8 protein-coding genes are annotated in these 13,233 nt (G+C 43.6%); 3 read left to right on the top strand and 5 right to left on the bottom strand.

The annotated features are described in order from the left end of the window. Positions 1-2 precede the first annotated feature (2 nt). The 3 genes from ABUE20_RS14295 (at position 3) to ABUE20_RS14305 (ending at position 6,733) form a co-directional block, all read left to right on the top strand. Positions 3-1,493, top strand: coding sequence for a UxaA family hydrolase (locus ABUE20_RS14295; protein WP_408620618.1), 1,491 nt, complete (start codon positions 3-5; stop codon positions 1,491-1,493). Between the two features lie 217 nt (positions 1,494-1,710). Beyond that, entirely contained in the window at positions 1,711-3,405 is a 1,695-nt protein-coding gene (locus tag ABUE20_RS14300; protein WP_408620619.1) for a rhamnogalacturonan lyase B N-terminal domain-containing protein, read from the top strand. A gap of 238 nt (positions 3,406-3,643) precedes the next feature. After that, positions 3,644-6,733 (top strand): DUF748 domain-containing protein, encoded by a 3,090-nt coding sequence (locus ABUE20_RS14305; protein WP_408620620.1) that lies wholly within the window; start codon positions 3,644-3,646, stop codon positions 6,731-6,733. Between the two features lie 57 nt (positions 6,734-6,790). Here the strand turns inward: ABUE20_RS14305 and ABUE20_RS14310 are convergent, their stop codons facing one another. From ABUE20_RS14310 to ABUE20_RS14330, 5 genes are all read right to left on the bottom strand, one after another. Further along, entirely contained in the window at positions 6,791-7,189 is a 399-nt protein-coding gene (locus ABUE20_RS14310; RefSeq protein WP_408620621.1) for a phosphate-starvation-inducible protein PsiE, read from the bottom strand. 171 nt (positions 7,190-7,360) lie between these two features. Next, positions 7,361-9,208 carry a M3 family metallopeptidase gene (locus tag ABUE20_RS14315; RefSeq protein ID WP_408620622.1) on the bottom strand — a complete coding sequence of 616 codons (1,848 nt, stop codon included), beginning with the start codon at positions 9,206-9,208 and terminating at the stop codon, positions 7,361-7,363. A gap of 662 nt (positions 9,209-9,870) precedes the next feature. After that, positions 9,871-10,218: a cyclophilin-like fold protein gene (locus ABUE20_RS14320; RefSeq protein ID WP_408620623.1), complete on the bottom strand. Its 348-nt coding sequence runs from the start codon at positions 10,216-10,218 to the stop codon at positions 9,871-9,873. A 540-nt stretch (positions 10,219-10,758) separates the two neighbouring features. Continuing rightward, positions 10,759-11,946 carry an NAD(P)-dependent alcohol dehydrogenase gene (locus ABUE20_RS14325; protein ID WP_408620624.1) on the bottom strand — a complete coding sequence of 396 codons (1,188 nt, stop codon included), beginning with the start codon at positions 11,944-11,946 and terminating at the stop codon, positions 10,759-10,761. A gap of 293 nt (positions 11,947-12,239) precedes the next feature. Beyond that, positions 12,240-12,974 carry an NADPH-dependent F420 reductase gene (locus tag ABUE20_RS14330; protein WP_408620625.1) on the bottom strand — a complete coding sequence of 245 codons (735 nt, stop codon included), beginning with the start codon at positions 12,972-12,974 and terminating at the stop codon, positions 12,240-12,242. Between the last annotated feature and the right edge of the window lie 259 nt (positions 12,975-13,233).

The following is a 13,233-nucleotide window of genomic DNA, read 5'->3' on the forward strand; positions in this document are numbered from 1 at the left end:
CTATGCAAGATGTTATCAAAATTCACCCAACCGACAACGTAGTGGTCGCACTGCGGGAGATCGCGGACGGTGAAATTATCAAGGTTGAACAGCAAAAGATTACGGTTCACGGGGATATTCCCCGTGGTCACAAAATTGCGCTTGTTGATCTGCCAGAATCAGCTCAAGTGATCAAATATGGCCTACCGATTGGCCATACCAAATCACCGGTGAAAGTCGGTCAGCATATTCATGCGCATAACATCAAAACCAACTTAAGCGATCTGAACGAATATCAGTATCGTCCTGATTTTGTGAAACTGCCGCAACAACCTGCTGATCGAGATATCAAATTATATCGGCGTAAAAATGGCGATGTAGCGATTCGTAACGAGTTGTGGGTGATACCAACCGTAGGGTGTGTCAATGCCATCGCGAAACAGATGATCGCTCGCTTAGAAAAAGAAGCGGATCTATCGGGGATCGATGGGGTTCATCTGTTCAGTCACCAATACGGCTGTTCACAGTTAGGTGATGATCATCTCACGACACGTACCGTACTGCAAAACATGGTTCATCACCCTAATGCCGGAGCGGTTTTGGTAGTTGGCCTTGGTTGTGAAAACAACCAAATTGGTCCATTTGAAGACACTCTTGGTGCGGTCGATCCGACCCGTGTACACTTCATGACTTGCCAGAAACAGCAGGATGAAGTCACTTATGGGGTTCAACAGCTCAAAGAATTATTAGACGTCATGAAACAAGATCAACGCGTTCCTGGCAAACTCAGTGAACTGAAATTTGGTCTTGAATGTGGGGGGAGCGATGGATTCTCCGGGATCACCGCTAATCCAATGTTGGGCTGTTTCTCAGATTACGTCATCGAAAACGGCGGAACCAGTGTACTCACCGAAGTTCCTGAAATGTTCGGTGCCGAACAGATCCTCATGAGTCGTTGTAAAGATGAAACCACTTTCGACAAAACCGTGGATATGGTCAATAACTTCAAACAATACTTTATCGACCATAATCAGCCTATCTATGAGAATCCATCTCCGGGGAATAAAGCCGGTGGGATCTCAACATTGGAAGAAAAATCTTTAGGTTGTACTCAAAAAGCAGGCCAGAGTGTGGTTTCCGATGTTCTGCCTTACGGTGGACGGCTGAAAACCCCAGGCTTTAACTTGCTAAGCGCTCCCGGTAACGATGCGGTTGCAACCAGTGCGCTGGCCGGAGCCGGTTGTCACATGGTGCTGTTTAGTACCGGCCGTGGGACACCTTATGGCGGCCCGGTTCCAACCATGAAGATCGCAACCAATAGTGAATTAGCTAAAAACAAACCACATTGGATTGATTTTAATGCCGGAGCACTGCTGGAAGGCGTCAGCATGGAACAGTTGTTGGAACAGTTCATCGATAAAGTGGTTAAAATTGCCAACGGTGATGAGCTTGCCTGCAACGAACGCAATGATTTCCGAGAACTTGCCATCTTCAAAAGTGGCGTCACGCTATAGCATGAGTGATCAATAGCCCTTCTCGCACGCAGGGCTAACGGCTGCAGGGCCGTTAGCCCTATTCTCACCATTGTCCATCCATTTGAGCATCTCACATCATTATTGATAAAAAACATATTATTTGAACTTGATTAATTTTTAATCTCTTTAATTGCTCCATGATAGATGATCTTACCTGTCGGCATGATGCCAGGCAGAATCACAAAGAGAGACTAAAATGGAGCCATTAACTCATATTCATATCCAACGGTTGTACCGTATCTTAGGATGGTGGAGCCTCGGACTCTTCTATCTTTTATGGAGCAATATCAGCTGGGCCGCCTTCAGTTTAACCAGTAGTCATGATTTCTATACCGTCGATACCGATGCCGGATTAGTATTTTCCGTCCGCAGGGTCAGCACAGGAACCAGTCGCCACTCCCCCGGTGATATCGAATCGCTCAAGATCGATGGGGTCGAATATCAGTATGCCGATAAAGGTTCTCAGATTAATTCCGGATTCGACTGGCTATATACTAATGTCACGACCGCATCCGTCACGGCCCAACAAGTGAATGAGCAAACCATAAAAATTACAGTTACCGCCGGAAATCTGACCCACTACTATATGGCCCGTCGGGGTGAACCTCGCATTTATATGGCGACTTACTTTAGTCAGGAACCAACCGTCGCGCCTTATGTTCGCTACATCTTGCGAATGCGTCACAATCGCCTGCCTTTGGGCCCTACGGAATCCGACCTGACCCAGACAACTGGCACAATAGAATCCGCGGATATTTATTCTCTAAGTAACGGTCAAACCCGTTCCAAACACTATTCCAACCACCGAGCTATCGACTGGCATTACATTGGTGGATATAGTCAAGATGTTGGGATTTGGATCGTTCGGGACAATTTCGAAGGCGGTAGTAATGGCCCGTTTTACCGGAGTCTGCTGAACAAAAATACCAATGACGTGAATGAAATCACCTACATGATGAATTACAACGAAGCCCAAACCGAAGCTTTTCGGACCGGAGTTCTCAATCACTACACGTTAGTCGTCACCGATGGCAATACCCCATCGACTGATATTGATACCAGCTGGTTTGCCTCCATGTCACTACGGGGCTATCAATCTTCATCTCAGCGAGGACGCCTCACCGGAGTTGGGATAGAGGGACGTGTCAGTGATTATCATTATGTCGTCGGTTTAGCCAATGAGCAGACACAATATTGGACCTATGCCGATGATAGCAATGGCTCTTTTTCCATCTCTGATATACGGCCCGGAACTTATACTCTGACGATTTATAAAAATGAGCTCGCTGTGTATCAGCAGTCTGTTTCCATCACAGCTTCAGCGATTACTCAGCTGCATACTCTTACCATTAGCGATGATCCCCACAATGCGAGTATTATCTGGCGCATTGGTCATTGGGATGGGACACCGCAGGAATTTCTCAATGGGGATAAAGTCACCACCATGCATCCTTCAGATGTGCGAATGGCAAACTGGCAAACCCCAATCTTTCAGGTTGGGTCGAATCAATCCCGAGATTTTCCAGCCTATATCTGGAAAGATGTAAATAACGGCCAACAGATCCAGTTTCAACTCAGTAACGCTCAGCGCCAAAAAGCGCACACATTGCGGATAGGAATTACCGATGCTTATGCCAACGCAAGACCTCAAATCCAAGTGAATCAATGGAGCTCAGCAGTACCGGCAAGCTCGACACAACCTTCGACCCGGACGCTGACAGTCGGGACCTATCGCGGCAACAATCATACTTTTATTTATGAAATTCCCGCCAGTGCCTGGAATAGCAATTCCAGCTGGAATACGCTCACGATCAATATCGCCAGCGGTAGTGGGGGCAATGGCTACCTTTCCCCCGGAATCAGCGTTGATTGTATCGATTTGCTCAATTAAATCATCGCCAGTCGCTCAAATGAAACGCGCATAACACGCGTTTCATTCATGCCGATAGTACTCGCCCCGAAGACGAGAGTGATAAACCAAAGTTGCAATATCATTCAAGCGCTTTGTCTATAACGCTTAAATAAATGAAAACCACGTCTAATCATAAAAGATACATAGCTCCTAAAGGCCTACGCTATTATTATATCTTATGATCACAGCCCTTCATCATTCACGGGGAATTATCTCAATGATTCGTGCAACATTTGCTAAAGCATTTCACCGGTTCAAACAATGCCCTCGTTACCAGCGCTGGCTTAGTTATCTAATTATTGCCTATGGCGTCTATGCGCTTATATTAGGTGGTTTAGTGCCGGTTATTGCCGAGTCAATGGCACCATCCCGGGTATTACAATATACGGGCCGACATCTCAAAATAGATCATATTCGGATCAATCCTTTTTTACTCCGTGTCCGTATCAATGCAGCAGCACTTGAAAATCCACAACAAAATGCAAATTTCATTGCCTTTAAACAGCTCGAACTGGAGTTTAATTTCTGGCACAGCTTGTTCACCTGGACTCCTTATCTGGATCACATCACGCTTATCGATCCTAAAATCCAAATCGCGCGAACCAGTCCACAAACCTTTAACTTCTCGGATATTATTGAAAGAATTAATGCGGTAACACCTGCGCCTTCATCATCAACCCCGGCCACTGATGCCCCTATTCCAGCACTACAAATTAACCAAATTACGATTCAAAACGGGCATCTTCAACTCGCCGATCAAGTCACAGGTGCTCATGTCAGCTACCAGACGATTCATTTAGGTGTCAGTCAATTCAATACTCAGGCACTCAGCTTAACGCCCCAGCAACCTCAAAAAATCGCACAAACCAACCATTATCAACTGACCTTTAATGGCTCTAATCTGGGTGCATTCAAATTAGCTGGACAATTTCAACTAGCCCCTCTACAAGTCCAGGGGGATATTCAACTGGCTCAATTGCAACTTGCCCCATTCTGGCCACTAATTGCCGACAAATTTGCCATTCAATTAACTCAGGGGATAGTCAATTTAAGCAGCCACTTTCAACTTGAAAATGCCAATCAACATTTCCAATTCAAAACCCGACAGGGACAGTTTTCGCTCAGCCAACTCCAATTTGCATCAGATCAACAGCCTAAGGCTGGGCTTGATCAGCTGCAAATAGCCGATATTGCGGTCGATTCAGCTATCTCACAAGTCACTATCGATCATATGTATCTTAAGCATCTCTGGGCTAATGCACATCTGGATCAACAAGGTGTCGATCTGGTACAACTTTTTACGCCCAACATACCGGCAGCATCCTCATCACAAACAGCATCGGAGTCATCATCAGCCACAAAACCATCCCCACAATGGCATGTTGCTCTCGGAAAATTTTCGTTGACTCAGGCCGAGGCCAACGTCATTGATGATCAGATAGGGCATCAGGTGTACTGGAACATCACACCTGTATCACTCTCAACGGGGCCTATCGATACCCACTTTACTGCCCCTATCGACTATCAATTAGCCCTTTCAATGGCGGCCCAGACGGGCCAATTTGCCAAAAATTCTGCGGGAAGTTTTAGCAGTCAGGGACAAATTGACGTCAATCAGCAACGGCTCAGTGGGAAGCTCCAGTTGGATCAATTACAACTTGCACAATTTCAACCTTATTTAGCTCCTTACTTAAATTTATACCTCACTCAGGGGCAGCTCTCAGGTCAAGGTCAACTCGATGCGGATAGTTACGGGGAGGTCCGTTTTCACGGTGATGCAACACTGGCGGATCTGTTAATTGGTGATCATCAGAAACAACCGCTGCTGCGATGGCAGCAAATGCAGATCCACGATCTTGCCTATGATCAGAAAAAACAACTGTTGCAGATTAACGACATTGATTTGAAAAAACCCTATGCCAAAGTAACCATCCATGCGGACCGCAGCAGTAATATCAGTGATCTCGTCAAAACAGCGGCCACTCCGCCGTCCAAACCTGCATCGAATGACAAGACTCTATCGCATCCAACTACAACGGCTTCTCACGCTAAGGCTCAACCAGCCTCTAGCGCGACAGCCTTGAAGGTGAATATCAAACAGATCCGTATTCATGATGGTTCTGCCTATTTTGCCGATCAATCGATTACCCCTAATTTTGCCTCCGGTATCGAGTCTCTTAACGGGCAAATTAGCAGATTATCTTCGCAACCGGGCAGTACCGCGAAAGTTGATCTGAAAGGTTCTATTGATCAATATGCGCCGGTCACCCTCAAAGGGAAGATCAATCCATTGCTGGATCCCCCTTATCTGGATTTGGATTTAAACTTTAAAAATGTCGAACTAGTTTCCGTAAATCCTTACTCAGGTACCTATGCGGGTTATTTCATCGATAAAGGTCAACTCTCATTAGCGCTGAATTATCAATTAGATCACAATCAATTGATGGGGAAAAATCATATTGTGATCAACCAGCTGCAACTGGGGAAAGCCAGCGACTCAAAAGAAGCGCTTAACCTGCCACTAAAACTAGCCATCGCTTTGTTGCAGGATCGTCATGGCGTGATTGATTTAGGACTGCAAGTTTCGGGAGATCTGAATAATCCTGATTTCAGTTATGCCAGTATCGTCTGGGGTGCTCTCAAAAACATTCTGACGAAAGCGGTCATGTCACCATTTTCACTACTCGCAAAACTGGTCGGCAGTGATGATCAATTAAATCAGGTCAGTTTCCCGGCGGGCAGTCTGGTCATTGAACGGGATCAGCAACAGCGGCTGGATAAATTAGCACAGGCTCTAGACGACCGTCCTCAGTTAAAATTATCTCTCAAAGGTGGAATTAATCAGGTTTCAGATCGAATTGCACTCAAAGAACAACAATTGCATCAACTGTTGCTCCAACAAAGTGGTCTAAAACAGTTACCAGTGGATCTATCTGCTAGTCGTTTCCCTGCATCCGGCCCATTAGCAGATGCCTTGCAACACTTGTTTATAACTCAGATTGAGGGCGATATCAGTGCGGAGAAAAAACAGATCCAAACCCAATGGAATACACAGAATCCGAATAAAGCCCTGCCTGATGATCAGTTAATCACACGACTGCACATCGCCATGTATAATCGCTTACTTAATGCACAATCTGTTAAACCAATACAACTTCTCCAATTAGCTCAGGATCGAGCAAAAATGGTGAAAAATTATCTGGTGAATCAGGCGAAAATCACTCCGGAACGAGTCTTTTTGCTAAACAGCCGAAATCAAATGCTAACCCAAAATAGTGAAGTACAGATGACGCTCAGTGCTAACTAAGGGAAGGTGGCTCATATAAAACAGGCCACTGTCATTACAGTGGCCTAAATCGCATAATTACAGGTGATCGGTATCTCCATAAGGATATTTTTTATGGCCAAAACGAATCACCAAAATCGCAATGGCGATGACTAAAATAGCTCCCGCCAACCCCAACATTCGCCAGGTATCCAGATTTTTCATATCTAATGCCATGTAACGAGCCAGAGCAACAATCACAATATATAAAGGCATTCGTACCGGTAACCGCCCAGAACGTAAATAGAGCCCCACCATGGCCAGTACTTCTAAATAAATGAAAAGTAACAATAGATCAGCCAGCGTTACCTGGTGATTTAACATGATTGACCAGACTTCCTGCCCCATCGCAACGATAGCCATCAGTGCAATGAGCAGTAACCCAATATCCTCAACCAGCGTTAAAACCGGTAGCCAAACCTTTTTTAGCCTTTCCATGCTCAAACAACCTCAATATTAAATATTTGTTAGCATTGTAATTAAAGAGTAAAGGCTACTCGATACCCACCATTTCACCAACTACTTTATCAACTACAAAGAAAGAGAAATGAGCTCATCCAAAGATCCATTCAAGTCATGTGACACACCCTCATTCTTCACAATCGCACCTCAACGCCCGTAATTCCTTGTAATATAGGCTTCAAACTGTTCGCACAACTGTTCATCCGATTGCTGATTCGAGGCCAACACCTGCTTACCATCCACGACTCGGATAGAGGCGTTCAAAGACTGTACCGGCATCAGTTTTCTAGATTGTAAGGCCTGCATTTTCTGCTGCTCAGCCTGCCAAGCCTGATCAATCGATAGATTACATTCATCGGCTAAATATTTAGCACTAAAGGGCTGACCCGTCAGTTTTTTCAGACATTCATTCAGCGAGACGCTATTGCCAGCATTCCAGTATGACGCAGCCAGCATGGGGCCGATATGAGGATTATTCGTCAAATAACCAAATTGTTCAGTAAAATAAGCACGGGTCTGATAGACCGCCATATGCGCTAACAAATAACCTTGATACGAACACGCCGATTCATCCGACAGTAAATGCGGAATCGCCAATAAAGGCCGAGGACTACACGCGATCCCCAAAATTGAGCGTTCGGTATCACGAGCAAGTTGCAACACCCGTTCGGCACTCAGTTGATCATCGCTTAATTGATACAAAGCCCGTTCAAAATAGGGAACCAACAAAATGCTCCGTTCTTCATAGGCCTTAAACGGTTGCCGAGATTGGATCATGGCTTGAATCACGCGATCCGGAACCACATGACCGTGACTATCTTTTGCATACTGTTTAAGCCAATCCGCATCCCCAAGCAAGCTATCACAGAACATGGACTGAGTTTCAGCATAAGCCATTGACGTTGGGGCAAACTCTTGGGCAAAACAAGGAGCATTCATTTTGACATTCGCAAAGTGAGCGGCATGTCCGCCTTCATGAAACAACGTATTGATCCCGGAATAGCCACTGCCCACTTGATCGGGTTTCGCATTGGAGGTGAAATTAACTTTAGCGGCAACCCATTTCCCTCCATCATAAAATGATGGAATGGGTCCATGACAAAATCCATTTTGATATTTACCTTTGCGATCCAATAGATCGAGCGTCAATTCAGCACCGGAATAATCGATTCCTAACCGACTAAATGATTCGACCCAGCGTCGCAAAGACTGCGAAAAAGGAACATAAGGATCCAGTTCTCGCATCACATCTCCGGAAAAAGAATACACCAGATTATGCCCGCTCAAAGCCTGATCACCTTTTTGTTCTTTTAATACCGCCAGACTATGCAAATGATGTTCTCGAGTACGCTGCTCAAAATCATCCAAAATCGCAAACAATTGTTCACAAGTCATATGCTCAGTTTTCTCAACGGAGTAATCAAAAAAGTTGGCATATCCTAATGAACGTGCAAAGCGATTGCGCAATTTCACCAGCTCTAAAAATCCATTTCCCAACAACCACTGTTCAACATCAAGGAGGGCCTGATGGGCACTACGTCGAACTGACTCATGATTATTAGTATGGATAGCCGCGCGTAATGAAGGTAACGAAGCCTCCTGACGCTGGCCTTGCTCATCAGTGTAATACATCGCTAAATGCTGTTTTCTTTCAAAAAAATCAGCTTCAAACTGAATTAAATCGTTTTTTAACGCTTTGGCCTCAGGAGACTCAATGGCATGGGCCTGAAACATAGCCAACCAACCTTGCAACCCCTGAACAGTGGCCTGTTGCTCTTTTTGATCCGCAATATGCTGCGCCATTTCAATCTGAGCTTTTACCTCAGCGATATGCGATGCATCACTCAAAAAATGAGTCCACTGGGTCTGGGCTGCGGCGGAACCTTCATGGTCATCACTGGTTCCCATATAAGTTTCCCAGAATAAATCTTCTTTACGCCGATGAATCGCAAGATATTGATGATTTAAGTCATTCAGAAAATCTGTTGCACTCATGAGTATCCTTCATCATTGATTAATTTAATAACAGACAGCATACCACAGCCATTATTCAACCGAGGATGTTCACCGCTATAATTTGCACCCGAGGCATTCATTCTAAAAAAATGCCCTCTTCTATCGATGAGCACCGCCCGCAGGAACACAGCGTCAGAGCTTTCTAGAAACGGCCTACTTTCCCATTAATAAGACTGTTCTACGATAGCGTTTTCCAATTGTTTTCGATAAGCCGCTGGCAACAATTTTACAAATACAATTAGGGAACGTGATTGCTCCCCATTGTATTTTGTATCAATTGACCGGTTTGGAGGTATATTTTATTGATAGAAAACGAGTTAACTCTTAAATTTAAATTTGTATCAATTTAGGGGAAGTGGACAAAATGACAATAGATTTTCATCGGGATCGATGATGGTGGATTTTACAAATAACAGAACAGCAAGAAGTACTTACCTAGACTTAATTCACGCATCTTCAATCCATACGCCTTATAAGAACCACAGACGGCATCACAAGGTCACGATATTCAAGATGCGTTTAGGCCCTATTTTATCCACTGAATAAACAATTTCAGAGAAACTCTTTATCACTTAACTTAGCAGTCTGCGAATACTATAAATTAATCATGGATAAAATGAGGCCAAGAACATTATTTGATATTAATCAATTCGTTCAAACAAAACATTGCCGGAAAGTTTTTTAATATCATCCAGCTGACCATCGACCTTGCCCATACAAACCAAGCCACTGGCATAACCAAAATCTCGATAAAAAATCGCTAAATTTCCCCACGGAGCATATAGCGTAATATCTCCTTTGGCAGCTTTACATCCGCCTGGGGCTCCTTGTGTTGATAATTTTTTCGGTAAATCACTAATTTTTTCAGTGGATGAGTAATCCGTAATTTTTAGTGTCTGGGGTAATAACGATATAAAATCCCGGCTAGTGGCACTATCATTCATCGTTGCAGTTAGTACAGTTGATCCAGCCGTTATTCGTATTTTCATTAAATTCACCTTTTCTGCATCTTGAGAATTGGTCGCTGCATATCCACTATTAGAAATATAGAGAAAAAAAAGTATAGGGAGATGAAGCAACTTTATATAAGAAACAAACCTTTTAAACGACAAATTTATCTCCCTGAAATAAATTAATGATATCCTTTGCATAGTTAATGCTTTCATGATTTTTTGTGAAATTTTTCAACATTCCACCAGCTACGTGGACATATTTTATCAGAGAATAACCAGAGTGGGTGCCAGAGTATTTTTAAACAAGCATAACCGACAACTTAACTTACATCTGAATCCCGATTCACCAACGTAAATTGGATTTAGAACACCATGCGTCGGACTTAACATTCTGCTTATTCAATCAACACTCATCCCCCACTCTGGAGGATTGCTTGTTATATCTTTATTTGTACTATTTCTTATTTTTACTCGCTAAATCATAATTGATCACTCGCCAAATCGTTAGCCCATATCTATGCAAATATTGCCTAATTCTTCAAAAATAACAGAGAAGTCGGAAATACAAAATATTCATTAAATGGTTGATGAATCAATAACATAACGATAACGCGCTTCTTTATTGACAACTTGCGTCCATGCATGACTCACTTGAGAGGCATGAATCACCTGAATCTGTGGATAGATATGATGTTGTGCACAATAATCCATCACTTCCTGCGTTTCAGCAATTCCGCCAATTAAGGATCCATTTAGATTGACCCGATTCCGGATCATCATAAAGTTATTCACAGAGAGCTGGCCGTGAACCGGCATTCCCACTTGCGTAAGAGAATGATAGGGTTTCGCCAAACTGGCATAAGCGGCAATATTAAAATCATATGGGATAGTGCTGATAACATAATCCATCATCCCTGCATATGGCGCAAGATTATCAAGACTATTAACGACAACCACTTCTTTGGCACCAAATGACTGAATGTCCTTTATCTTATCTGCTGTCGTAGTAAAGGCATAAACTTCAGCACCTTTGGAGACAGCTAATTTAACCGCTAAATGTCCAAGCCCTCCGATTCCGGCAACTGCGACTTTATCTCCGGGTTTGAAATTGGCACGCATTAAAGGGGAATAGGTGGTAATACCAGCACACAAGAGGGGGGCTGCATGCTGCAAGTCAATACTCTCTGGAATTTTAATTGCGAAATGATCACGAACAACCAAATTATTGCTATATCCTCCCTGAGTGATCCCCGAAGGCGAGGTGCTATCAGGATTACCATAAGTCCATACGGTCTGGTTACGCTCACAAAGATGTTCTTCATCATGGGTACAGTTGTGGCATTCCATACAACTATCGACCATGCACCCTACGCCCGCTTTATCACCGACTTTGAATTTAGTGACATTTTTACCTACAGCCGCCACAATCCCGGCAATTTCATGGCCTGGCACTTGAGGGTATTGTTGTTTTCTCCAGTGGCCTAATTCCTGATGGATATCTGAGTGGCAAATCCCACTAAATTTGATATCAATCAGAATATCATTATCACCAATAGGGCGTCGTTCAAATTCCCATTTTTGAAGATCCCCGGAGGTATCAAATGCGGCTAATCCCCGACTTTTAATCGTTGGCGCCAACTCTCCCGCATTCGCACTTTTCGCAAGCAGCGTAAACTGACCGGGCAAGGTGGCAACACCAGCCGTTGCATAAGCGGCCTTTTTGAGAAAATCACGACGATCATTCAACGAATCATTATCACTCATTAGCAAACTCCTCAAACTCGTTCCAAAGACTTAACACAGTCAATCATTACTATCTTATTCGGAGCATGCTCTAATCCAACTGCCTATTTCTGTCTGTTTTTTGCACATTCGTGCAATTATGTATCCTATTATTAAAATAATGGGATCATGTATGCTGGATACATTCATTAATAATAATCACTCATACAACTCGCCTCGACCTCAACCTCAAACTAAAAAAGCTAAAAGAGACATAGAAAAAAGCCCACACAAAAACGTGCAGGCTTGATCAAACGACCATCTATGTTATGAGACTACTGAGGCGCTAACCCCAGCAAAGTTCGCATATGAGCTTCGGTTGTATTGATACTTACGGCTGGTCCACCTAATTCAAATAAATATGCCTTGGATAGATCACCAATAGAGACAGGAACACAACCCGCCGCTTTCACCAGTGTTTCTGCAACTGGCAATGCCGCAGGATCATTGCTGGCTATAGGAACAGCCAATTTATCATTCGCTCTCACCGATGATGCTTCGATAGCATTCGCCCAAACCGAACTAAAAGCTCTGACTAATTTAGCATAATGGAAATAGCGGGCATTGGTGACCGCATCACCATCTTTCTCGGCTTCATCAAATATCGACCCGTGGCCTCCTGATGCATTGGTCGCATCCAGAATCACCTTACCGCTTAACTCTTTTGCATAGTCATGGCTGATTTGAGGAATAGCCCCATAAGGTGTCGCCAGAAAAATCACATCCCCATAGGCAGCTGCTTCTCGGGGGGTTCCGATACTGGCTAACTTGCCTAATGGTTTCACCATCGACTCCAGTTCCTGAGGATGACGCGTGGAAAACATCACATGATATCCAGCTCTTACCCATGCCCGACCCACCGTTCCCCCCATCCAGCCCGCACCAATAATACCAATCCGAGGTTTTTCAGAGGGCCCTGTTACAGACTGGGCATAACATTGACTCAATAATACAGGGAAGATAATCGCGCATAACATAAAAGTTTTTACAGCATTTAAAATATATCTCATAACAATCAACCTCCGGTATTTCGAAACAAAATTCAGAATAAAATAAGGGTAGTAAATCGATGAAAATATTAAATTAAACTCCTCTCATTGATGAATGATGACCATAAATAAAATAGATAGATAATTAGAATCAAATAATGATTTCTATAATGTAGATAAAAGGAAATAAAGCAATGATGACTTAAATAAATAACCATTGCTCATTATAACGAACTGATACACTCAATATAAAACAACACACAGCTATTTTATCATTTAC

The sequence above is a fragment of the Celerinatantimonas marina genome, assembly GCF_046054165.1.
Taxonomy (GTDB): Bacteria; Pseudomonadota; Gammaproteobacteria; order Enterobacterales; family Celerinatantimonadaceae; genus Celerinatantimonas.

Excerpts from the sequence above, each read along its gene's own strand:
- ABUE20_RS14295 (WP_408620618.1), top strand. The coding sequence starts at position 3 with ATGCAAGATGTTATCAAAATTCACCCAACCGACAACGTAGTGGTCGCA.
- ABUE20_RS14300 (WP_408620619.1), top strand. The coding sequence starts at position 1,711 with ATGGAGCCATTAACTCATATTCATATCCAACGGTTGTACCGTATCTTA.
- ABUE20_RS14305 (WP_408620620.1), top strand. The coding sequence starts at position 3,644 with ATGATTCGTGCAACATTTGCTAAAGCATTTCACCGGTTCAAACAATGC.
- ABUE20_RS14310 (WP_408620621.1), bottom strand. The coding sequence starts at position 7,189 with ATGGAAAGGCTAAAAAAGGTTTGGCTACCGGTTTTAACGCTGGTTGAG.
- ABUE20_RS14315 (WP_408620622.1), bottom strand. The coding sequence starts at position 9,208 with ATGAGTGCAACAGATTTTCTGAATGACTTAAATCATCAATATCTTGCG.
- ABUE20_RS14320 (WP_408620623.1), bottom strand. The coding sequence starts at position 10,218 with ATGAAAATACGAATAACGGCTGGATCAACTGTACTAACTGCAACGATG.
- ABUE20_RS14325 (WP_408620624.1), bottom strand. The coding sequence starts at position 11,946 with ATGAGTGATAATGATTCGTTGAATGATCGTCGTGATTTTCTCAAAAAG.
- ABUE20_RS14330 (WP_408620625.1), bottom strand. The coding sequence starts at position 12,974 with ATGAGATATATTTTAAATGCTGTAAAAACTTTTATGTTATGCGCGATT.